The 21,696-nt window shown below is 68.0% G+C and carries 21 protein-coding genes and 1 pseudogene; 9 read left to right on the forward strand and 13 right to left on the reverse strand.

The window, feature by feature from the left end; genetic code table 11:
• Nucleotides 1-35 precede the first annotated feature (35 nt).
• From HUA75_RS16035 to HUA75_RS46735, 3 genes and pseudogenes are all read right to left on the reverse strand, one after another.
• The gene (locus HUA75_RS16035; protein WP_174486878.1) at nucleotides 36-1,421 is read right to left on the reverse strand and encodes a nitrous oxide reductase family maturation protein NosD; all 1,386 of its coding nucleotides are present in this window, start codon (nucleotides 1,419-1,421) and stop codon (nucleotides 36-38) included.
• Nucleotides 1,422-1,516: 95 nt separating this feature from the next.
• On the reverse strand, nucleotides 1,517-2,224 hold the full coding sequence (locus tag HUA75_RS46730; RefSeq protein WP_371746129.1) for an LLM class flavin-dependent oxidoreductase: 708 nt from the start codon (nucleotides 2,222-2,224) through the stop codon (nucleotides 1,517-1,519).
• Between the two features lie 76 nt (nucleotides 2,225-2,300).
• Nucleotides 2,301-2,726, reverse strand: a pseudogene (locus HUA75_RS46735) (LLM class flavin-dependent oxidoreductase); the annotation flags it as partial.
• Between the two features lie 222 nt (nucleotides 2,727-2,948).
• Here HUA75_RS46735 and HUA75_RS16045 point away from each other — a divergent pair.
• From HUA75_RS16045 to HUA75_RS16075, 7 genes are all read left to right on the forward strand, one after another.
• Nucleotides 2,949-5,276, forward strand: a complete 2,328-nt coding sequence (locus tag HUA75_RS16045) for a kelch repeat-containing protein (protein WP_174486879.1) — start codon at nucleotides 2,949-2,951, stop codon at nucleotides 5,274-5,276.
• Nucleotides 5,277-5,675: 399 nt separating this feature from the next.
• Complete coding sequence (locus HUA75_RS16050) at nucleotides 5,676-6,386, forward strand: DUF6310 domain-containing protein (protein ID WP_371746120.1); 711 nt, start codon at nucleotides 5,676-5,678, stop codon at nucleotides 6,384-6,386.
• Nucleotides 6,387-6,391: 5 nt separating this feature from the next.
• Entirely contained in the window at nucleotides 6,392-7,159 is a 768-nt protein-coding gene (locus tag HUA75_RS16055; protein WP_141640518.1) for a DUF5953 family protein, read from the forward strand.
• A gap of 103 nt (nucleotides 7,160-7,262) precedes the next feature.
• A complete protein-coding gene (locus HUA75_RS16060) occupies nucleotides 7,263-7,907 on the forward strand; it encodes an HAD family hydrolase (protein ID WP_141640519.1) in 645 nt (214 codons plus the stop codon).
• 23 nt (nucleotides 7,908-7,930) lie between these two features.
• Nucleotides 7,931-8,992, forward strand: a complete 1,062-nt coding sequence (locus HUA75_RS16065) for a Rieske 2Fe-2S domain-containing protein (protein ID WP_174486880.1) — start codon at nucleotides 7,931-7,933, stop codon at nucleotides 8,990-8,992.
• A 7-nt stretch (nucleotides 8,993-8,999) separates the two neighbouring features.
• On the forward strand, nucleotides 9,000-9,584 hold the full coding sequence (locus HUA75_RS16070) for an RNA polymerase sigma factor (RefSeq protein ID WP_141640521.1): 585 nt from the start codon (nucleotides 9,000-9,002) through the stop codon (nucleotides 9,582-9,584).
• Nucleotides 9,585-9,659: 75 nt separating this feature from the next.
• Nucleotides 9,660-10,295: an isoprenylcysteine carboxylmethyltransferase family protein gene (locus tag HUA75_RS16075; protein WP_141640522.1), complete on the forward strand. Its 636-nt coding sequence runs from the start codon at nucleotides 9,660-9,662 to the stop codon at nucleotides 10,293-10,295.
• A gap of 77 nt (nucleotides 10,296-10,372) precedes the next feature.
• Here the strand turns inward: HUA75_RS16075 and HUA75_RS16080 are convergent, their stop codons facing one another.
• The 3 genes from HUA75_RS16080 to HUA75_RS16090 all read right to left on the reverse strand — a co-directional run bounded on the left by HUA75_RS16080 (nucleotide 10,373) and on the right by HUA75_RS16090 (nucleotide 14,906).
• Nucleotides 10,373-12,856 (reverse strand): FG-GAP-like repeat-containing protein, encoded by a 2,484-nt coding sequence (locus HUA75_RS16080; RefSeq protein ID WP_174486881.1) that lies wholly within the window; start codon nucleotides 12,854-12,856, stop codon nucleotides 10,373-10,375.
• Between the two features lie 269 nt (nucleotides 12,857-13,125).
• Nucleotides 13,126-13,338 (reverse strand): hypothetical protein, encoded by a 213-nt coding sequence (locus tag HUA75_RS16085; RefSeq protein WP_141640524.1) that lies wholly within the window; start codon nucleotides 13,336-13,338, stop codon nucleotides 13,126-13,128.
• A 143-nt stretch (nucleotides 13,339-13,481) separates the two neighbouring features.
• A complete protein-coding gene (locus HUA75_RS16090) occupies nucleotides 13,482-14,906 on the reverse strand; it encodes a TolC family protein (protein ID WP_174486882.1) in 1,425 nt (474 codons plus the stop codon).
• Between the two features lie 311 nt (nucleotides 14,907-15,217).
• Here HUA75_RS16090 and HUA75_RS16095 point away from each other — a divergent pair, with 311 nt between their 5' ends.
• Nucleotides 15,218-15,706 carry a MarR family winged helix-turn-helix transcriptional regulator gene (locus HUA75_RS16095; protein ID WP_174454297.1) on the forward strand — a complete coding sequence of 163 codons (489 nt, stop codon included), beginning with the start codon at nucleotides 15,218-15,220 and terminating at the stop codon, nucleotides 15,704-15,706.
• Between the two features lie 51 nt (nucleotides 15,707-15,757).
• Here HUA75_RS16095 and HUA75_RS16100 read toward each other — a convergent pair whose 3' ends face one another.
• The 4 genes from HUA75_RS16100 to HUA75_RS16115 all read right to left on the reverse strand — a co-directional run bounded on the left by HUA75_RS16100 (nucleotide 15,758) and on the right by HUA75_RS16115 (nucleotide 19,156).
• A complete protein-coding gene (locus HUA75_RS16100; RefSeq protein ID WP_141640527.1) occupies nucleotides 15,758-16,561 on the reverse strand; it encodes an energy transducer TonB in 804 nt (267 codons plus the stop codon).
• A gap of 15 nt (nucleotides 16,562-16,576) precedes the next feature.
• Nucleotides 16,577-17,011, reverse strand: a complete 435-nt coding sequence (locus HUA75_RS16105; protein WP_141640528.1) for a biopolymer transporter ExbD — start codon at nucleotides 17,009-17,011, stop codon at nucleotides 16,577-16,579.
• A gap of 3 nt (nucleotides 17,012-17,014) precedes the next feature.
• Nucleotides 17,015-17,725, reverse strand: a complete 711-nt coding sequence (locus HUA75_RS16110; RefSeq protein WP_141640529.1) for a MotA/TolQ/ExbB proton channel family protein — start codon at nucleotides 17,723-17,725, stop codon at nucleotides 17,015-17,017.
• A gap of 201 nt (nucleotides 17,726-17,926) precedes the next feature.
• Nucleotides 17,927-19,156 carry a PQQ-dependent sugar dehydrogenase gene (locus HUA75_RS16115; protein ID WP_174486883.1) on the reverse strand — a complete coding sequence of 410 codons (1,230 nt, stop codon included), beginning with the start codon at nucleotides 19,154-19,156 and terminating at the stop codon, nucleotides 17,927-17,929.
• 203 nt (nucleotides 19,157-19,359) lie between these two features.
• On the opposite strand from HUA75_RS16115, the gene HUA75_RS16120 reads away from it, so the two are divergent.
• On the forward strand, nucleotides 19,360-19,935 hold the full coding sequence (locus HUA75_RS16120) for an NIF family HAD-type phosphatase (protein ID WP_174486884.1): 576 nt from the start codon (nucleotides 19,360-19,362) through the stop codon (nucleotides 19,933-19,935).
• A 6-nt stretch (nucleotides 19,936-19,941) separates the two neighbouring features.
• On the opposite strand, the gene HUA75_RS16125 is transcribed toward HUA75_RS16120, so the two are convergent.
• The 3 genes from HUA75_RS16125 to HUA75_RS16135 form a co-directional block, all read right to left on the reverse strand.
• Nucleotides 19,942-20,934 (reverse strand): hypothetical protein, encoded by a 993-nt coding sequence (locus HUA75_RS16125; RefSeq protein ID WP_174486885.1) that lies wholly within the window; start codon nucleotides 20,932-20,934, stop codon nucleotides 19,942-19,944.
• Nucleotides 20,935-21,059: 125 nt separating this feature from the next.
• The gene (locus HUA75_RS16130; protein WP_174486886.1) at nucleotides 21,060-21,350 is read right to left on the reverse strand and encodes a hypothetical protein; all 291 of its coding nucleotides are present in this window, start codon (nucleotides 21,348-21,350) and stop codon (nucleotides 21,060-21,062) included.
• Between the two features lie 112 nt (nucleotides 21,351-21,462).
• Nucleotides 21,463-21,687: a hypothetical protein gene (locus HUA75_RS16135; RefSeq protein WP_174460992.1), complete on the reverse strand. Its 225-nt coding sequence runs from the start codon at nucleotides 21,685-21,687 to the stop codon at nucleotides 21,463-21,465.
• Nucleotides 21,688-21,696: the final 9 nt, after the last annotated feature.

A 21,696-nucleotide genomic window follows, 5' to 3' on the forward strand; every position in this document is an offset into this window, starting at 1 on the left:
TTCCGCTGTTCGTCGAGCGGAAGGGGACCTGGGGCTCACTGGAGCGGGGTGGACTGCTGGTCCACGCCGGAGGACTTGCGCCAGTCGGTGAGGTTCGTCTCCTCCTGGGGGTCCATCTTGAACGTCCCGTTGGAGCCGTACCGGTTCCGGTCCATCTTCAGGCCGGGCCGGTGCTGCCGCTGCCCCAGGCGCACCAGCCTGCGCCCCTGGATGCTGTTGCCCCGCACCGTCAGGTTCTCGCTGGGCGCGCCGTTGGAGCCCAGGCCGAGCATCATCCCGTAGCCCTGCGTGCCGGAGATGGCGTTGTCCACCACCTGCACCTCGCGCGAGTTCTCCACGCGGATGCCCGTGCCGTCGCTCCCGCCACTCTGGGTGATGTCCCGGATGACGTTGCCGCTCACCACCACGCCCACGGGGCTGGGCTGGTCGCCGATTCGCGAGCCCCCCACGGAGATGCCCCGGCCCGCGTCGTGGATGGTGTTGTCCTCCACGCGCACGTCCCGCGCGGAGTAGTGGATGACGACGGCCTCTCCGGAGGACGTGGGAGACTTGCGGAAGCCGTACATCGTATTGTCACGAATGACGACGCGATGGCACGTCTTGATGTCCACGGCGTTCTCGTCGTTGTCGTGGAGCAGGTTGTTCTCGATGAGGATGTCGCTCGCCGGAGCGTCTTCCTTCTTGTCCGGCAGCAGGCACTGCACGGAGTCCCCTGAGTTGTGGTGGATGTCGTTGCCGCGCACCGTGATTCCGCGCGACGTGGCCTGGATGACGACGCCGTGCGAGTCGCCCTTGGGCTGCTTGCGGAAGTCGTGGATGTGGTTGTTCTCGATGAGCACGTCCCGGGCTCCGCCGTAGGTGGCGATGCCGGCGCCCAGGGTGCCGTGGTGGAGGTCGTTGCCGGTGAGCACGGAGCCCGTGGTGTTGCCCTCGAAGAGGACGGCGAAGCGGGGCTGGCCGCGCACGTCGATTTCGAAGCCCTCGACAATCCAGTAGGGCTTGCGCACCTGGACCAGCGTGCCGCCTTTCGGTGTTGGGACGATGCGCGGTCGCCCTTCGCCCACCAGGGTGATGGGGGCATCCGCGCGGCCCGCCTTCACCGCGTTGTCGATGAGCAGGCCCTCCGCGTACTCGCCGGAGGCGACCCGGATGGCCTCGCCGGGACTTACGACTCTCAGCGCGCGGCCGATGGTGCGGAACGGCGCCTGCTTCGTCCCCGCCGCCGTGTCCGAGCCCGAGGTGCTCACGTGCCACTCCCGGGAGAATTGTTTCGGGCGGCGCGTGGCGTGCCGCACGGTGTCGCCGCTCCCCTGGTCGCCCTCCTTCTTGGCGGGCGAGGTCGTGTTCGCCGCCCATGCGGGGCTGAACGCCCACAGCGCGCAGGCAAGGCCCCATCCCAGTGTCAGCTGGCTGACCCTCATCCCCATCCCCTCCCGTCGGACAAACCCCGCTCCCCAAGGTGCGCACGATGGCGCGGCTGGGAAGCGGGGAAGGGGCCTGTCGTTGCGGCTGGGGTTCAGGGAGGGGCGGGGGTCTTGAACTCGGGGATGAGCTCGCCGGTGAGGCGGATGCTCTTGAGGACGGCCTCGTGCGAGAGGGCGCCCACCTGGTGGAAGGACATGAGGGCGTCGATGCCCAGCGACTCGTAGCGCTTGAGGCCCTGCCGCACCTGGTCCTTCGTGCCGACGATGAGCGAGTCCTGCGCGCTCAAGACTTCCCAGACCTGCTCGTGGGGCACGTCCTCGCCGGACATGATGCGGCCGAGGATGCGCTGGGCCTTGGACACGGGGGCGTTCGGGTCCTTGCCGCGCAGGTACTGGCCCGTCAGGCCGCCACCGGCGGGGTCCCTGGCGAGCGCCTCCAGCTCCGCGGCCGACTTGACGAAGAAATCCTTGGCCTCGAAGAAGGTGAAGGAGCCGTTGGTGTACCAGGCCGCGGCCTGGGCGGCGCCGTTCTCCATGGCCTCGCGCTCCGAGTCCGCGCAGTGCACGAAGGTGAAGAAGGCCACCTGGTTGTTCACGAACTCGCCCACGGGCTCACAGCGCGTCCTCAGCGCCTCGCGGTAGATGTGAATCATCTCTCCCACCTGCTCCGGAGACGCCCACAGCGTCACGCCGAGCGCGCCCACGCCATTGCGTCCCGCCTGCTCGAAGGACGCGGGGCTGGAGCACGCCTGCCACAGGGGAGGGTGCGGCTTGCGGTAGGGCTTGGGGATGACGCTGATTCGGGACCATCTCGAAAGCCTGCTGCATCTGTGAGCGGGTGGCGTCCGCGTCGATGTTGAAGACGCGCCACTCGGGGATGGTGCTGCGGGCCATGCCGAGCTGGAAGCGGCCGCCGCTCAGGTGGTCGATGAACGCGGAGCGCTCGGCGATGCGGATGGGGTGGTTGAAGCGCGCGGGCGCGAGCGCGGCCGAGTGGCCCACGTGGATGTTCTTCGTGCCCATCGCGATGGCGGTGAGCATGACCTCCGGCGCGGAGCTGTAGCTGAACTCCACCGCGGTGTGATGCTCCACCTGCCACCAGACGCCGTAGCCCATCTCATCCGCCAGCCGCGCCTGCTCCAGTGTTTCGCGGATGAGCCGATGCTCATGGTCCGGCTGGGTCCAGTGTTCCTTCGGGTGCTGCATCTCCGAGAAGATATCGAGTCGCATGTCAGGTCCTTCCCCCTGTAGACCTCGGGTTGACTCGAGTGTAGCACCGGGAGTGAGGCTGTCTTGTCCCATGGGTCAATCCTTGTCATGCGAGGGTCGGGGTTGACATCCATTGTTTGTCTTGCATGAGGTCACCCGGGGCGGTGCGGGAATGCTCTACTTCGTCGGCCCGCACCTGCCTCCCTCGGGGTGGTGCGGGCTCATGACCGGCCTGTCTCCCTTCCCTCACCTCGCGCCCCCTCTCGTCGGGGGAGCCCGGCCGATTCCTGCTCACGCTGGGAAAAGGAAGCTCGAATGCAAATGCAAGGCAAGACGCGCTGGGGCTGGGCCTGTCTCATCATCGGAATGCTGGGGGCCGCCCTGGGCTGTGGCTCGTCGGGAGAGGTGCAGTCGCTGGGCGCGGTGGAGTTCGTGGGAGCTGTCTCGGAGGCGCTCGCGGGAGAGGACGTCACGCGTGTCACCGTCACCCTGACGGCCACGGGTGTCCCTGCGTCCACGGTGACGCTGGTCCAGGACGCCGGTGCGTGGCGAGGGTCGTTCCACCAGGTTCCCGCCGGCACCGCGCGGACGTTCACCGCGGAGGCGTTCGATTCACAGGGCGCGCTGCGTTATCGCGGCGTGGCGGAGGGTGTCACGATTGTGGCGGGTGAGACGGCGGTGGTGGCCATCACCTTGCAATCCCTCTCCACGGGGGCGCCGTTCGACAACACGGTGCCCTGCATCGACTCGTTGGTGGCGTCGTCGAGCGTGGTGTTGCCGGGTGGCAACATCGTGTTGCGGGCCACGGCTCACGACAAGGATGTGACAGACACATTTTCCTATGCGTGGAGCGCCACGGGTGGGGTGTTCACCACCACGGGCACGTCGACCACGACGTGGACGGCGCCGCAGGTCTCCGGGGAGTTCGCGCTGACGTTGACTGTCACGGACTCGCGCGGCGCGGCGACGAGCCTGCGCATCGATGTCCGCACGATGTCGACGGATGGCGGGCCGAACTCGGGCGGGGCGAGTGTGAGCGTGGCGTTCAACATGGCGCCGACGGTGCGGGGAATCACCGTGACGCGTTCTCCGGTGCCGGTGGGGCAGAGCACCACTGTCACGGTGGACGCGGTCGACGCGGATGGGGATGCGCTGACGTATCAGTGGTCCACGGTGTGCGCGGGCGCGTGGACGCAGCCCACGTCCACGTCGGCGTCCTTCACGCCGAGCGCCGTGCCGTCGGGAGACCCGTGTGGCAACTGCGCGCTCACGGTGGCGGTGTCGGATGCGAAGGGTGGACGAGGGCAGGGGACGCTGCGCGTCTGCGTGGGGCCTGGCACGGGCCCGAGCGTTCCTCCGCGCATCGTCCTGGCGAACCAGTCCGCGAACACGGTGGCGGGCCGCGAGGCCGTGACGCTGCGAGTGCTGGCGGAGGATGGAGATGGGGCGGCGCTCACGTTTGGCTGGGCTTCGAGTGTCGGGACGCTGGGCACGGCGACGAACGGCTTCACGTCCAGCGAGGTCCGTTGGACGGCGCCGGCTTGCGTGGCGACGGGCAGCGCGCCGACCGTCACGGCGACGGTGACCAACGTGCGCGGCTTCTCCGTGGCGCACACGTTCAGCGTGAGCGTGGTCAATGGGCCGGACTGTGGCAGCGGCACGGTGGCGCGGTGGGATGCCACGGGCAGCATGCTCACGACGCGCATTAGCTACAAAGCGCTCCTGCTCCCGTCGGGCAAGGTGTTGGTGGCAGGGGGCTACAATGCCATCGGTAGCACCTTGGCCTCGGCGGAACTCTACGCTCCAGATACGGGAGCGTGGAGCGCCGCGGGCTCGATGAGCAGGGGGCGCATCGGCCACACGATGACGGTGCTTCCGTCAGGCAAGGTCCTGGTGGTGGGGGGGCTCACCACCACGCATGGAGGGAACGGAATGCGTGAGGTGGACCTCTATGACCCTCAGGCGAACGCCTGGACGGCCATGGCCTCGATGACCTTCGAGCGGCAATCGCACACCGCGACGTTGTTGCCCTCGGGCAAGGTGCTTGTCGTCGGCGGCGCTGCTGAACCCACGGGAGGGGGAAGAATCCCCGAACTCTATGACCCCGAGACGAACTCCTGGGTCCCTGTCGCGAGCTCGAGTGCGGTTGGCCGGGGCGGCCACTTCGCGCTCCTGTTGCCCTCGGGCAAGGTGTTGGCTGCGGGGGGCAACTCCATCGCCGAACTCTATGACGTGGCCACGAACTCATGGGCCGCCGCGACGGGGCTTACCGGGGGCTGGACACACGCGTTCCTGTTGCCCTCCGGGAAGGTCCTGATGCACGTCGGCACTTCGTTGTGGGAGTACGACCCGGCGCTCAACGTCCAGCGGAGTGTGGGGACGTGGAATCACAATCGGAGTGGGGCGCACCTGGTCATGTTGCCCTCGGGGCGCCTGATGTTGACGGGAGGCCTTGAAGGCGTGGGGCTCACCACGGAGTTGTTCGACCCTGCAACAGGTGTCACCGCCTACTCCGTGAGCTTGCCGTCGGTCCGGTATGGTGGTCGGGCTGTCCTGCTTCCCTCCGGGAAGGTGCTCATCGCGGGAGGCGGGCTCGCCGATGGCACCACCTACTTCAACACGGCGGTGCTCTACACGCCCTGAGCCTCGCGAAGCCGACATCTTCATCGTGTGACCGGCACGGTGAGGGTGTCGGCCTCCCTCCCGGGTACCCGTCCGCTTCCCAGGCCGGGTGCCCGTCAGGGCCCACGTCGGGAACACGTGCCGAACTCCAGTGAACGGCGGCAATCACAGCCTTGCCCCGCGACATTCTGGCGTCCTCGAAAGGACATGCCCTTGCGTTTGCGCTCTTGCCTCTCGCTCCTGCTCCTTCTTCTCTCCTCCTGCGCTACATCCGCGCCGAGCCCCAGCGCGTTGGTGCCCCGGAGCCGGAGGCTCGCCAACCTCCAGAGGGCGGCGACGCTGCCCTGGATCGACGAGGGGCGGTGCGTCGTCAAAGAGGCTTCCCAGCCGTGGCCGGTGATGGTGGAGCAGTGTTTTCACGTGCTCGACCACGAGAGGATTCGTTTTCAAGACCCCACGGGAAGGTGCGCCATTGCCTCCGTGGGGGCGGCAACCATGGGAATCGGAATCTGCATCCTGGCGGCACCGGAGATTGTTGTCGGCGCGGTCATCATCACCGGTGCAGTGGTGGTGGCCGTCGTCATCAAGGAAGCCCTGGATGCCTACGAGTTGCGACGGGGCCATTCTGAGCAAGCGAAGCCTGTGTTCCAGACAGGGTCTTCGCCGAAGGAACCCGTGGTGGAGCGAAGCCCGAAGCCCGAGTCATCAGGACAGGACGTCCCTCCCACGGTGCCCCCTGTTTCCCTGGAGCAAGAGCACCGCCCTGATTGCACCCCCCGGCCCGTGCCGCACCTGGGCGGCGATGCCCTGCACAACCGGTGCGCCGACAGGGTTCCTCGGAATGGATTCCCCGGTTCGGATGTGCTCGTCAACGGGAAGCGCTTCGACGCCCTTCAAGTCGGCGAGCGTGTGTTGTGGGAGGTGAAGACCGACAACTTCGACACGTTCTCGGTCTACCTCCAGAGGATTGTGCCTGGAAAACAGGTGGCGGAGCTGCGGCGAGAGCGTGCCCTCGCTCTGTCCTGCGGATTCGATTTCCGGATCGGCGTGCGAAGCGCCGAGCACAAAGATGCCCTGGAGGTCGAAGCGCCAGAACTTGAGGGCATCATCGTCGTCATGGAATGGTGCTGAGAGAGATGACGGCCAAGCAACGCAACGACCTCGGCATCATCGTCTACGGCCCCGCCCTCATGCGCGGTGATGACCGCCCACTGGCTGTTGTCCGCGCCATGGAGCGCACGTCTCCTGGTCTGCGCCTGGAGTGGACGATCTCCGACGAGGGAAACCCCGTGTCACTGCCAGAGCGCGACGCGTGGATTGCCCAGGGGAGGTCGGACTCACCGGGCTTTCCGCTCGTCTGCAACGGTGGCGGTGAGAGCGACCTCGTGACGCTCTACGGCCTGGAGCTACCGAAGGACTTCGGGCCGGCAGGGCACCCGCTGTTCGAGGTTCATGCCGCACTGCCACTGAATGGCGCCAGCATCGCGGAGGCCGCGGAGATGTTGGCGGCGGTCGCGGAGGCCGCTCGCGCGTTCTGGGGACATGTGACGCCGTTCCGCGCGGGGGTGGAGATCGCGCGCCAGACCAAGAACTGGGCGGCCAATCCGCAGCCACCGCCACGCGGGCTCCCAGCGCTCAAGCTGCCCAAGGACCTTCGCTCACCGGAGATTCCGCATCGGCTGGGCTGGCTGAGCTACTGGTCGGCCGCCGCCGCACAGGCCATCGGTTTTCCAGACCCGATGCGCGACGCGGCGCTGCTCTCGCGGGCGCGGCGTACCACGACGGGAGGATGGGTGGTCGGGTTGACGGATGCGCCGCTCGACCTCGACGACCCAGCCCACCTCAATGCCCTCCTGAGTGCCTACGAGCGCTTCCCGGAGATCGGCGGACGCTCGGGGCGGTGACGGCCTCCCTCCCGGGCACCCGTCCGCTTCCCAGGCCGGGTGCCCGCGAGGGCCACGTCGGGAACAGGTGCCGCGCGCGCACGAACCACGTATGCAGGAGCGCATGAGCCGCGCTGACTCCCGTGGAATCCTCTTCGACCTCGACGGCACGCTGGTGGACTCGCTGCCGGATATCATCGACAGCTTCCTGCAAGCCTTCCCCGTGCATGGCCTCACCGCCCCCACCTACGCCCAGGTGCGCGCGCTCATCGGCTACCCGCTCGACTTGATGTACGCGGAGTTCGCGCCCCAGCACGTGCCCGCGCTGTGCGCCACCTATCGCGAGCACTACCCCCTCAACTACATGAACCGCTCGCGCCCCTATCCCGGTGTGCTGGAGGCCCTCGGCACGCTGCGCGAGCGCGGCTACCTGCTGGCCGTGGCCACCACCAAGAAGAGCCCCATGGCCCGCCGCTTCGTGGACGCCATGGGCCTGGGCTCCGTGCTCCACCATGTGCAGGGCACGGATGACTTTCCGCACAAACCCGCACCCGACGTGCTCCACCGCGCCCTCGCCGCGCTGGAGACGGGCGGATTGTGGATGGTGGGTGACACCACCCTGGACCTGCGTGCAGGCAAGGCGGCCGGACTGCGCACCTACGGTGTCACCTGGGGCACTCACCCCGTGGAGGAACTGGCCGGTGAAACACCGGATGAGCTTCAGCCCGACTTGCGACGGTTGCTGGAGCGCCTTCCTCCCCTGTCCTGAGTCGCTCGCTATACTTGGAAAGTATGGAGCCACTGCCCGACGTCCTCCGTCATTTCCATCCCGTGCTCCCAGCCACCGCGCTCCGTAAGAAACCCATGCGAGTGGAGGTGGCCGGTCGTGCCTATGCCCTCTTCCGGGACGCTGAAGGGCGTCCCGCCGCGCTCGCGGATGCGTGTCCCCACCGCTTCGCGCCTTTGTCCAAGGGCCGCGTGCGCGCGGATGGTCGGCTCCAGTGCCCGTACCATGGCTGGCGCTTCGACGCGCAGGGACAGGGCGCCAATCCCAGTCAGCCGGAGCTGCGGCACTGCGACGTGAAGAGCTTCCAGGTGGTGGAGCACCGGGGCTACCTGTGGCTGGCCCACCGCGACACCCCGCTGTCCTCGCTGCCGGAGCTGCCCGCCAACGACGGTTACCTCTTCGGCGGCAGCTTCTCCGTGCTCTTCGAGGCGCCGCTGCATGTCGCGCTCGACAACTTCAGCGAGGACGAGCACACGCCCTACGTCCACACCCGCCTGGGCTGGGATGACCCTCACGCGGGCCAGGTGGAGTTCGAGGCGCACAACCTCGAGGACCACACGGAGGTTTTCTATCGCGCCCCCCAGCGGCCCGCGCCGCTCATGAAGCTTCTGGGCGTGCGCGACGGCGACCTGTTCCGCAACGAGTGGGTGACGCGCTTCGACCCGGTGCACAGCCAGTACACCGTGAGCTGGGAGGCGCCCTCCGGAAAGCAGCGTCCATTCATCACCCGCGCCAACATCTTCTTCGTGCCGGAGACGGCGAAGACGACGCGCCTGCATGTCTTCTCCTTCCTGCGCTGCGTGCAGCCGCTGCTCAAGCCCTTCCTGCCGGTGGCGGCCCGAGTGGCCATGGAGCTCACCCGCTGGGAGGTCGTCGACGACGCGCGCTTCATCCCCACCGTCGCGGACACGCCCTACAGCCACAGGGGCATGCGCCTGGACCGGTACGACAAGCCGCTGGTGCACCAGCGCCGCCTGATGGAGCGCATCTACTTCCGTCAGCCTCGGACGACGACCACCGAGGACGAACTGCCCGCCGTGACGCTCGCGCGCGAGGCGGTAGGCTGAAGCCCGCATGAGCCTGGACGCGCGCGTCATGGAGACCCTCGTCGCCCAGCGGCGCCGCTTCCTCGCGTTCCTGGCCCCGCGCGTGGGCAGCCCGGAGGAAGCCGAGGAGGTCCTCCAGCTCGCCTTGGTGAAGGGGCTGGAGAAGGGCGAGGGGCTGCGCGACGAGGAGAGCGCGGTGGCCTGGTTCTACCGGCTGCTGCGCAACGTCCTGGTGGACCGCCACCGCCGCGCCCGCAGGGAGGAGCGCGCCCTGGCCGTCGAGGACGCCGAGGCTCCCCGCTCCACCGAGGATGCCGAGGCGCTGGAGTCCTCCGTGTGCGCGTGCGTGGCGGGGCTGACGGACACGCTCAAGCCGGAGTACTCGGCCGCCATCCGCCGCGTGGACCTGGAGGGCACGCCCGTCTCGACGTTCGCCCGCGAGGAAGGGCTCACCGCGAACAACGCCGCCGTCCGCCTGCACCGCGCCCGGCAGGCCCTGGGCCGTCGGCTCATCGAATTGTGCGGCACCTGCTGCACCCACGGCTGCGTGGACTGCGCCTGCGAGCCGGGGCGTCCCCGAGTCACCGAAGAGGCCCGACAAAAGCCGGTGTAATGCGGCGAGGAGTCCGGGCGTCAGCCCTGGCGTCAGGGGCGGGCGGGTGCTCGCCCCCTTCGTCGAGGACCTCTCATGGACGCCGAAACCCTCCACCGCCTCGCGCTGCCCGCCAGCGCCGTCGCCTTCCTCCTCTTCGCCATGGTGCTGCCCACCGCGCGGCTGCGCCGCCGCACGGGCCAGGCTGCCTTCGTGCTGCACCGCCGCGCCAATCCCTTCCAGCGCGTCATCGGCGTGTGCATGGGCCTGTTCATCCTCGGCCTGACGGCCTGGAGCGCGTTGTACGCGGCGCTGGGCTCGGAGCGGCTCGGTGTGTGGCCGGTGCCGGACGCCGTCCGGTGGCTGGGCTGGGCGGTGCTGCTCGCGGGGCTCGTCGTCGTGCTGGTGGCCCAGGTGCAGATGGGCGCGTCCTGGCGCATTGGCATCGACCGGGAGCCCACGGCGCTGGTGACGGACGGCCTGTTCTCCGTCGTCCGCAATCCCATCTTCGCGGGCATGCTGTGGGTCGTGGTGGGGATGGCCTGCGTGACGCCGAGCGCGTGGACGTGGATGGCGTGCGCCGACTACGTGCTACTCGTGTCTCTTCAAGCAAGGCTGGAGGAGGAGCACCTCGCGCGGCTGCACGGCCCGGCGTATCGCGAGTACGCGGCGCGGGTGGGGCGCTTCCTGCCAGGGTTGGGCCGGTTGGAGCCTGCGGAAGTCACGGCCTGAAGGGCACACCTCCCAACGGCACCCGGGACTGGGATGAACTCCGGCCCCAGGCGCTTCTGGTAGGTCAGTCGTTCACGTCACTGCACCGTGAAGGCGAGGTCATCCACGTCCGTGAAGCCGCCACCGGGGCATGCACCCGAGAGGCTGGTGGAGCGGAGGACGGCTCGCACCGCCTGCTGCGCGCCCGAGGGCAGGGTGTAGGTTCGCGTCACCCACGCATACCCCGCGCTCGACAGGGTGGTCGCGCCCAGGCTCACCCACGTCGGGCTGGCGGCGTTGGCCGCGGTGAAGATCTCCAACTGCTCCCCGGTGCCCGAGGCAAAGGCGCTGACCTCCACGCGCACCGTCTTCCCCGAGGCGAACGGCGTCTTGTCGAGCGTCATCACCCGGACGCGTTCGACCGAGCCATCCTTGAGGTAGCCGCCCGTGACGTCCGTGCCCACGGTGGTGACCGCGGTGCCATCCGCGCAAGTGCCCTGCAGCGTGTTGGGCTGCTGGGCCTCCGGATACACCGTCCCCCGGCCCTCATAGAACATCCCCGAGTCGCAGGAGGCCTGCGCCGTCGAGCACAGCCCGGTCTGTCGCGTCGTGTTGTAGGTGGCCAGAAGCATGGGGGCCAGGGTGCAGGTCAACCCCGTGCTCGCGCGAGCACAGAGGTCCGCCCGGCCATCGCCATTGACATCTCCCAGGGCGAGCGTCGAGCCGTACTCCTCGGCGGACCACCCTCCGGAGTCAGCGAAGTGCATGTTGGTGACGTAGCGGTAGTTCCTGAAGGAGGTCCCTGTCGAGAAAGAACAGACCAGCCCCGTCGAGTGCCGGCCGCAGACGTCCGCCTTGCCGTCTCCATCGACGTCGCCGAGCTTGATGGACTTGTAGCGCGACGGCAGGGTTCCCCAGCCCTGGGCGTCATCGAAGGACATCTGCGTCCAGCGCGACGCCGTCGCGAAGCCCGTGGGGACGCCCTCGGACCGTCCACACCACATGCCGTCCGCCCCACGCGCGCAGATGTCCGCCTTGCCGTCGTTGTCCAGGTCCGCCAACTGGAACGTCGTGGCGTGCTTCGCCAGGGCCCACGACGGGGCCGTGAAGTCCGAACTCCAGGACGTCGCGGCCTCGAAGGTCGTCCCATTGAAGAGGCTGCACACGATTTCACCCGCCGCGTTCCGGCCACAGATGTCGGCATAGCCATCGATGTCCCCGTCGACGTTCCCGATCCGGATCGAGCCATAGAGCGCCTCCGAGGCATTCCACCCGTTCGCATTGGAGAACTCAGCCGCGTTCCAGGCCGACGTCGCGAACGCCGTCGTTCCGTTCGACTTGAAGCACAGGTAGCCAACCACGGCACGGATGCAAGCATCGGCGTTGCCATCATTGTCGATGTCCGCCAACTGGAACGTCGTGCTGTACTGGGCCGGCTTGTAGCCATCCGTGTCGGCCACCAGGCTCAGCCAGTTGGTCGCGGTGTCCATGGAGCCGTCCGCGAGCGACAGCGCGCACCGAATCCCCCCGGAGCCACGCCCGCACACGTCCGCCTTGCCGTCGCCATTGATGTCACCCAGCCGGACCGTCCCGTAGTAGCCAACGTCGCTGTTCCACGTCTCCCAGTCGGACAGGTAGGTCGTGGTCCATTGGGTCGGAGCGGGAAAGCTGAACATTCCCCGGACGCCGGGATGCGCGTCGAGCGGGACGAAGACGTACGGGGCGCCAGACACGGCCTTGAGCTTTCCGACCAGGGACACCACGAAGCGGTAGGCCCAGTCCGTCCCAGCGATGTCCCCCGTGGGATTGAAGTCATGCATCTGGATGATGCCTCGCTCGAGCCCGTTCACCGTCCTGTCCCCAGCAGGATCCAGCTCGAGGCTCTTGGCGACGTAGAGGTCCGCGCAGGCCTCCGGCGTCAAATCGTCATTCGTGCAAGCCCAATCGTGGGCGTCCCAGTCGAAACAGAAAGGGCCACTCATCTTGGACAGCGCGGGGTCGCTCCGGACGTTGTTCGCGATCGAGGAGGAGCCGTCGCACGCGTGGACTCCACCGGTGGGGGACTGCCCCCAGTTGTCGCCCGGGGCCCGGAAGAGAAACATGCCATCCGTGATGTAGGGGTCCAGGATGGCCTGGTTGACTTTCAGCTCGGCGATCTGCCCCGCGGCCCCCAGCGAAGGGTTGGTGAGCGCCTCGTGGTCATACGTGTGGTTGGCCACCCGGTGGCCCATCTCGACAATCTGGGACAGATAGGTGGTGTTGCCCAGGTCGCCGTCGAACCGCGGACAACCCGCGTCGATGCGGCACCCGTTGATGAAGAAGGTCGCGCGAATCCCCTGCTGCTGCAGGTAGTTCGCGATCTGCCAACTGGTATTGAAGCTGGCCTCCGGATTGTCATCCGGACCGTCATCGAAGGTGAAGGAGACGGTCCGGTACGGCAGGGGTGGGTCCTTCCAGGCATTCCCAATCTGCGCGTCCGTCAGGACGGCATCACGGCGCTGGGCCGTCTCGACGGGGTCAGAAGGAGTGGACTGGGTACAGGCCATGCTTGTCATCAACAACGGCAGCAGGAGTCTTTTCATGGGGGAATCCAAACGGGGACCTTCGTGAATGGCCCGGCAGGCTCCTACCATGTCGCGCTGACGCCTTCGCACGGCGCTTCCAAGGGCAGACTCCAGGCGGCCCCAAAGCAGTCCATGCGTCACCTGCTCGTAAACGAGCAGGATTTGCTCGCTCTCACGGAGCGGGTGTCAAAGGGTGTTGAGAGGGAGGACGGCCCGACGGGCCGTGGCCGTCTTGCTTCGTGGAGTCTTGTGCTCCACGAAGTCTCGACGGGAACCGCTTGCCGGTGTCAGTGCGCCGGCTGGGCGGGCTCCTGCCGCTGCTGGGGTCCGACGCCGGTGCGGGCCTCGAACGCATTGCAGCCGCTGGCGCCAGAGACCTTCAGGTCGTACGCACGCAGGTCCGCCTGCATGCAGCGCTGCGTCTCGTTGTCACTGGGGTTCGCATTACCGCTGGCGAAGTAGCGACAACTCTTGCAGTTGCCCCACTGTCCTTCCGCCATGATGACCTCCTCGGAAAAAGGGGTGCTGCTGTCTTCCTTCCGAGGGTGGGGTCGGTGGCGAAGCCTCACAAGCGGGGACGCGCCACCGCCCCGGGAGGCGGTCGGTCCGGCGCCTGGAGTTCAGGCGCCGGACGGGTGAGTCTCTAGGGCTGCGGCGCGGGCTGCGGCTGCTCCGGCTGCGACTGCTCCGGCTGCTGCATCTGCGCGGGGTTCTGCTCCGTCGCGCCGGGCAGCGGCTGCACCGTGGGCGGCACCGCGTTCTCGTCCTTCAGGTCGGAGTCGAGCGGGCGAGCCTCGAACGCACCCACCGAGCGCAAGAGGCGCAGGGCGGCGACCGAAGCCTGGAGGCGCTCGCTCACCAGGCCGATTTCGGCGTTGGTCAGCGCGGTGTTCGCGTCCGCGACTTCCAGGTACGTGGCCACGCCGGCCTTGAAGGAGACGTCGGTGAGGCGCTGGGACTCCCGCGCCAGCTCCACCGTCTGCTCCGCCTTGAGGCGATTGGCCAGGGCGCTCTCCAAATCCAACTGCGAGCGCTTCACTTCCTCGCGCGCCGTCAGCTCCGCCTTGCGGGCGTTGGCCTGGGCCTCGACGATTTTCGCGGAGGTGTCCGCGAGGTTGGCCTCGCGCAGACCGCCATCCCACAGCGTCCAGTTGGCGCCGAGGGTGATGAGCCACACGTCCGCCCGGCCCGCGAAGCCCGCGGCGTTGGCGATGCGCCAGGTGCCGGTGAGGCCCACGGTGGGCAGGTAGCTGAACCACACGCCGCGCTTGTTGATGCGCGCCAGCTCCGTCGTCTCACGGGCCGCGGCCACGTCCGCGCGCTGCTCCAGCGAGCGCTCCACGAGGACTTCCGACTCCGTCTTCACCGGCACCTGCGGCTCCGGCGGCGGGGCCACCTCGAAGTCCGGGCTGTCCAACGCCAGCAGCGTGGTCAGCACCAGCTTCGCGGACGCCAGCGCGTTGCGGGCGCGGATGAGGTCCTGCTCGGCGCGGGACAAATCCTGCTCGGCGCGCAGGAGCGCGACGCGCGTCACCGTGCCGGCGTCGAAGCGGACCTTGGTGTCCTTCGAGCGAGCGCCGTTGAGCTCCACCAGCCGCTCCTGCACCGTCACGGCCTGGGCCTGCGCGGCGGCGCCGTAGTACGCCTGCGCCACGCCGAAGAGGATTTCCCGGCGCGCCTGCTCCACGTTGAGCGCGGCGACCGTCTCGCTCTTGTAGGCCGCCTGGATGCCCGCCCACAGCTGGGGCGCGATGAGGGCCTGGCGCAGCTCCGCCTGGAACTGCCGCTGCACCAGGGGCTGGATGACCACGGGCTCGGGACCCAGGGGGCCTGGGGGAATGACGGCGGCATTGGAGTTTCGGACGATGGCCGCGCCCACGGTGATGGTGGGCAGATAGCCCGCCCACGCCTTGCGGGACGCCGTGTCCGCCTGACGCAGCCGCGCCTGCGCCGCCTTCAGGTCCAGGTTCTCTTTTCGCGCCTGGATGAGTGCGTCTTCCAGGGTCAGCACGGGGGGCGGTGCCGCGGCCAGGGTGGCCGCCAGGGTCAACGCCAGAAGTGAGCTCATAACCGCCTCTGCCTCCTCGTGGGGTCCGCGCCGGCGCGAACCCCAATGGTCCTAGATGGATTCACTACGGGGGTGTGTCTTGGGTCCGCGTTCCGGGCGTTCTGCCCGAGCGCGTCATGAACGACAGGAATTCAGCGCGAAGGGCCGAACCGGCTCTTATGAAGGTCATCCGCCGCCGCATGGCTTCTTCCACGGTCCTGTTTCGGGTCGGGCCCCACATAGGCCATGTCGTTCGATTTTGGAAGCTCCGGAATGTAGTAACCCTCAATATTTGATGAAGTCAATTGTTTAGGTAATGGGGGTGAATTACCATGAGCGGTATGAGTGGAAGCAGCGAGAATCTGGAGCGACGGGGCAAGCCGCCGAACTCCGGGCCGGAGGCCCTGGAGGGGGACCTGCCCAAGCAGGCGTGGACGCTGCTGTTCGAGCTGATGCACGCCCACATGCGGAACTTCCCGGCGCTGGCGGCCGAGTTCGAGCTGTCCCCGGTGCAGGCGCACGTGGTGCGTCAGCTGGGCGAGGGCCCGCTGGCGATGAGCACGCTGGCCAACTACCTGTCGTGTGACGCGTCCAATGTCACCGGCCTGGTGGACCGCATGGAGGCGCGGGGCCTGGTGGAGCGGCGCAGCAGCGAGCAGGACCGGCGGGTGAAGATGCTGGTGCTGACGGACTCGGGTGTGGCGCTGCGCGAGCGGCTCCTGGAGCGACTGGCGGAGCCGCCGGAGCTCATCGCCGCGCTGTCGGATGATGACCTGCGCGCGCTGCGCGACATCATGCGCCGGGCGCTGCGCTCGCAGTGAGGCTCGCGCGGGCCCCGTCCCTCCAGCAGGGAGGTGGGGCCCCGGCGTGCTTCAGTCCAGCAGGAACGTGTACGAGTACTTCATCTCCGTGGAGACCGCCTCGCCGCCCTTGATGGCGGGCTTGAAGCGGAAGCGTTTGATGGCATCGCGCGCCGCTTCATTGAGGCCGTAGCCGGGGCCGGAGAGCACCTTGGCGGCGACGACGCGGCCCTCGTTGTCGATGGTGATGGACAGCGTCACCGTGCCTTCGATGCCAGCGCGACGGGCCTCTTCCGGATAGGGGACCTTCACCTCGGAGGCCACGGTGGGCTCGGAGTCCACCTGGTAGATGGGCGTGTACTTGGGCGCGGAGTAGCCCTTCACGTCCTTGGGGTCCTTCGCGACGCCGTCCGCCTTGCCGTAGGCGGTGTTGCCCACGGGCGCGGCGAACGAGCCCGCGCTGGTGGTGGAGGACATCGTCATGCCCACCACGAGCGGCGGCGGCTTGGCCTGCGGCGTGGGCGGCGGCTCGTTGGGCGGAGGCGGCAATTGCTCCGGCGGAGGCGGCTGGGGCTTGGGCACCTCGGCCACCTTGATGGGCGGGGGCTTCACCGCCTTGGGCTTGGGCGGAGGCGGCTTGGGCTCTTCCTTCTTCTCCTCGGGAGGAGGCGGAGGAGGCGGCTTCTGGACCTCCACCATGACGAGCTCCACCGGGCGCTGGGCGACGGGGCGCGGGCGCTCGGCGATGCGGTTGAGGTACCAGAAGCCCACGCCGTGCAGCACCAGCGAGGTGAGCAGGAAGATGCCCACCACCCAGAGCGAGCGCTCACGGCGGGGGAACATCGGGGGAGGGGAGTCGACGACCGCCTGGCTCATGCGCTGGGCCTTGCGTCAGGGTGTGGCGGGCGCGGCCGCGGGGGCCACGTCCTTCTCGATGTTGAGCGCGAACTTGGCGATGCCCTGGCCCTTCACCGTGTCGATGAGCCGCATCACCTGTCCATACGCGATGCTCTGGTCGGCACTGATGATGGCGCGGGTGTCCTTGTCCTTGGCGATGGCCTCGGCGACCTTCGCCCTCAAGTCCGCCTCGCTCACCGCGGCGCCGTCGAAGTAGAGCTTGCCCTCCTTGTCGAGCACCACGTTGACGAGCCCCTGCACCGTCTCGCCGCCGTTGGCCGCGCGGGGCAGGTCCACCTCCACCGTCTCGCGGACGATGAAGTTGGCCGTCACCATGAAGATGATGAGCAGCACCAGCACGATGTCCACCAGCGGGGTGACGTTGATGCCGGTGATTTCCTCGTCGTCTTGCTGCGCGCCTCCGGCCATGGGCTAGCGGCCCTCCGCCGTGCGAGTGGCCGCATCGGGCGTGCGGCCCTCGGCGCGCATGCTGCCCACCAGCGCGTAGCCCAGGGCGTTGGCGCGGCTGGTGAGCGTCTTGAGCTGACGGTTGAAGATGTTGAAGGCGACGACGGCGGGAATCGCGACGGCCAGACCCACGGCGGTGGCGACGAGCGCCTCGGAGATGCCGGCCATGACGGTCTGCTGAATCGCCGCGCCCTTCACGTTGGCGGAGCCCAAATCGTGGAACGCCTTGATGATGCCGAGCACCGTGCCGAACAGGCCGATGAACGGGGCGTTGTTGCCCAGCGTGCCCAGGAAGGACAGGAAGCGCTCATACTGGGGGCGCTCGCGGGACATGGTGGACGCAATCACCTGCTCCACGGTGTCCGCGCCCTGCGAGGCGGAGGCGAGCGCCTCGCGGATGATGGCGGCCTCCATGCCCGTCTTGCCCTCCACGGCCTTGCGCGCCGCCTCGAAGTCGCCGCGCGCCAGCCGGACCGCCAGGGCCTCCGAGTCCGGCAGGCGGTTGCGGGCGAAGTACACCGTGCGCTCCAGCATGATGGCGATGGAGAGCACGGAGAGGACGACCAGAATCCAGAGGACCCACTCGGCGGAGGTGAGCGTGACACCGAGCAGCTTGCTGCTGAGCCAGCCGAGCTCGGGTTGCCCTGTCTGGGCCAGGAGGAGGGAGAGCGTCATGAAGGGAAGCCTGGGGGGAAGTGGGTGACGGGTGTCAGTAACCCGGTTGCCAACTCGCGCGCCCATCTGTTGTTCCGTCCGCCCTGAAAGTCAAATGGATCGGCCGGTTTGTCCGCTTCCCGGGCCGTCTGGCAACGGCTGGAAACACATTTGTCGCCTGGCCGTCGCCTCTGGTTCCAGCGCCCCTCGCGGGAGGCCCGATTAGAGCGGCGGCGCCTGGCGGGGCGTCACCTTGAGCAGCCGGCCGTTTGGCGCGTCGGTGAGCAGGTAGAGCGCGCCTTCGGGGCCTTGGACGACGTCGCGGACCCGGTTGTTCCCCGCGGGCTTGAGGCGCTCCTCGCCCACGACGCGGTCATTGCGCAGGACGAGCCGCACCAGGGCGTGGCTGGACAGCCCGCCGATGAAGAAGTTGCCCCTCCATTCGGGGAAGAGGTTCCCGGAATAGATGGTCAACCCCGAGGGGGAAATCACCGGGTCCCAGTAGTAGACAGGTTGCTCCATGCCTGGGCCCTGGGAGCTCTCGTGGATGGGCGCGCCGGAGTACTCCTTGCCATAGCCGATGGTGGGCCAGCCGTAGTCCTTGCCTGGCTCGACGAGGTTGAGCTCGTCGCCGCCCAGCGGTCCCATCTCCACTTCCCAGAGGCGGCCCTGGCCGTCGAGCGCTGCGGCGAGGACGTTGCGGTGGCCGCGTGAGTAGATTTCCGGACGCGCCGCGGGGTTGTTCACGAAGGGGTTGTTGGCGGGCACGGTGCCATCGGTGTGGATGCGGACAATCTTGCCGAAGTGGCTGTTGAGCTGTCGGGCCTGGACGCGGCCGGTGAGGATGGAGCGCTCGCCCAGGGTGACGAAGAGGGTGCCGTCGGGAGCGAAGACGAGGCGGCCTCCCGCGTGCCACAGCGAGTCCAGGGTGGGCTTCATGCGGAAGATGATTCGCAGCGCCTCGATGCGCGGCTGGGGGCCGTCCTTGAGCTTCCCGCGTCCCACCGCGAGCCCGTTGCCGTTCTCGCGTGGCTCGTAATAGGTCCAGTAGATGAGGCTGTTCGTGGCGAAGTCGGGGTCGACCTCCACGTCGAGCAGGCCGCCCTGCTCGCGGCCGTCCACGGGAGGCAGGCCCGCGACGGGCGCGGACTTCACTCCCTGGGGTGTGACGATGAAGAGCTTCCCGGTGGGCTTCTCCGTCACGAGCATGCGCCGGTCCGGCAGGAAGGCGACGGCCCAGGGGTAGTTGAAGCCGGAGGCGATTTCAGTGACTTGATAGGGCGTCTGCGTCTGCACGGCGGGGGCGCGCGTCTGGCCGGGGAAGGCCGGGTCGAACGGGGACACGCCGGGCTCGGACGGAGGACTCTCCGTGGCGTCCTGGGCTCGGGCGGGTCCGGCGAGGGACAGGACGGCGGCGCAGGCCAGGGTCGTCAACAAGACGCGCAGGTGCATGGGGCTCCTCAGGGGGCGGATGAGAGGGATGAACCCGACAGCACTTAGCCCCGGGGCGCGGCGTGCCGCCCGGCCACACGGCGGGGTGTGCGCGTTCCAACAGGGCATGCGTGGAAGAGTCAGCACTGGAGGCACGGAGGCGTCCCTGGCATGTGTCTCCTGGCGATGTGGCGCATCCCGCAGCGCGACGAGTGGTGACCCGCATGGACCCGGACAAGCTGCTCCTGGTGCTGGACCTGGACGAGACGCTGATTCACGCCCGCGAGGCCCCGCTGGAGCGCGCGGCGGACTTCCGTGTGTTCGGTTTCCACGTCTACGCGAGGCCCCACCTGGAGCGGTTCCTCACCGAGTGCGCGGCCCGGTTCCGCCTCGCCGTCTGGTCATCCGCGGCGGACGCCTACGTCGCCGCCATCGTCCATCACCTCTTCCCTCCGGAACTCCGCCCCGAGCTGGTCTGGGGCCGCAGCCGGTGCACCTTCAGCGTGGACCGCGCGCGCGTGCTGGAGGAGGGCTTCATGGACCCGTCCTCGCATTACGAATATGCGAAGAAGCTCCACAAGCTGAAGCGCAGGGGCTTCCGACTGGAGCGGGTGCTCATCGTCGACGACACCCCCGCGAAGTGTCTGCACAACTACGGCAATGCCATCTACGTGCGGCCCTTCGAGGGGCAGGTGGACGATATCGAACTGCTGGCGCTGTCAGACTACCTGGCCACGCTCGCGGATGTCCCCAACGTGCGCGTGCTGGAGAAGCGGGGTTGGAGGAGTCCACGCCAGTGAGCGAACTCACTCCGGATAGGAGGTCTTCGCGCGCTCCTTGCGTTCCTTCTCCAGCCGCGAGCGTTCCTCCAGGTGGCGGTCCATCTCATCCGAGCTCGTGCGTCGTTTTCGGAGCTCCTCCGGATACTGCGCGGCGATGATGGGCGCGAAGTGCTCCAGCGCCTCCTTGAGGTCGGGGAAGGGCACATCGTTCTTCTCGACCAGGATTTCCCAGGGCTCCGAGCTGGAACCGCGCTCCATCTCGAAACCGACGCCCCGGCTCGCCCAGGTCCCAGGGACGGTGATCATGACGGAGAAGTACTCGTTGTGCGTACAGGTCCTGAGCCAGACCGTGGTCGGGTAGTTGCGTGAGCCTCGCCGGTCCCGCTTCATGTAGCTGAGCGAGCAGGCCTCGAGCGGCCTCAGCTGCTCCTGGATGCGCGCCAGCTCGGGGAGCCCGCCCACGTCCGAGGTCGTCAGGAAGCCACCCTTCTTGAGCCCCGTGCTCAGCGCGCCCACGCCCAGTCCGACGGCAATCGTGCCTCCGATGATGGCGAGCACCCGCATGCTGGGGTACTTGTTGACGTGCTGGCCGTTGCTGGGACCGGACGCGGTCGCTCCTGACGCGTTGCCGTGCGCCTGTGAGGCCTGCCGCGCGGAGTCTCCCCGGGGCATGGCCCCAACGGTGTAGCCAATCATGAAGGCCGCGAACAGGGAGACCCCTCGCAGCAGCTCGAGCGTGGGCACGAAGGGCAGCCCTCCCACTGACTGGAGCCACGTGAGAGTCCTCGGGGCCATCATGCCGCTGCAGGCCAGCGTCACTCCCACCCAGAAGATGATGAACACGATGTTCGACAGCCGGGTGACGCTGGAGTTCGCCGTCCTGCTGAGCAGCTCCGAGTGCGCCATCACCTTGGGATGCACGTGCTTCCTGAGCCACGTCCCGATGAACACGCCCAGCAGCAAGGGGACCCACAGCACCGCCACCCCGACGAACATCGCGGACTCTTGCCGATTCATGGCGAGGACCATGCTTCAATCCCCGCTGAATCCCAAGGGGGACGAAGCTGTAGCCCTGAAACATCAGGAACTTGAGAACGTGAGAGACGGCGTGAGGCCCTCACGCCGCCTGGACAGCGCGACGGCTACTTGCAGATTTCCCGGGTCAGCTTGTCGCGCTGGAGCTGCTCCGCCATCGCCCGCTTGACGGCGTCCTCCAGGGCATCATCCGCCTTCTCCAGTGAGTCCAGGGCGCGGCTGTGCGCGCGCCCCTTCTTGGCCGTCACCAGCACGTCGCGCATGTCCTTGCGCGCCTTCTTCAAGGTGGTGAGCTGCTCCTCGCGCTCCGCGAACTCCTTCTTCGCCGACTTGCATTCAGGAGACTGGGCGGACGCACTCGACGCGAACAGCACTGCGGTGACCACGAACCAGCGCATACGCCACCTCCAGGTGAAGAGCCTGGGACGAGTATAGGGCGGCGGCGGAGGTCCTTGAATCGAAGAGCGCGGGCTTTCGTGCCCGCGCCCTCCGACATCATGACGACCTCACCTAGCAGGCGTGGGAGCAGACGTTGTAGCAAGGCCTCCACCTGCTGAAGCAGGAGAGATCGCAGTCTTCGCCCTGACAGTTGGCCATGCACCTGTCATAGCCGGCATCACAGTCAGAGCAGCACGGCACGAGCGAATCCTCCGAGGCCGCCGCGGTCCCTGACACCATGGAGGTGCCGATGCCGATGAGCGCGCCCAGGAGTCCCATCAACAGAGTCTTCTTCATGTATCCCTC

The organism is Myxococcus sp. CA040A (assembly GCF_013336725.1).
GTDB lineage: Bacteria > Myxococcota > Myxococcia > Myxococcales > Myxococcaceae > Myxococcus > Myxococcus llanfairpwllgwyngyllgogerychwyrndrobwllllantysiliogogogochensis.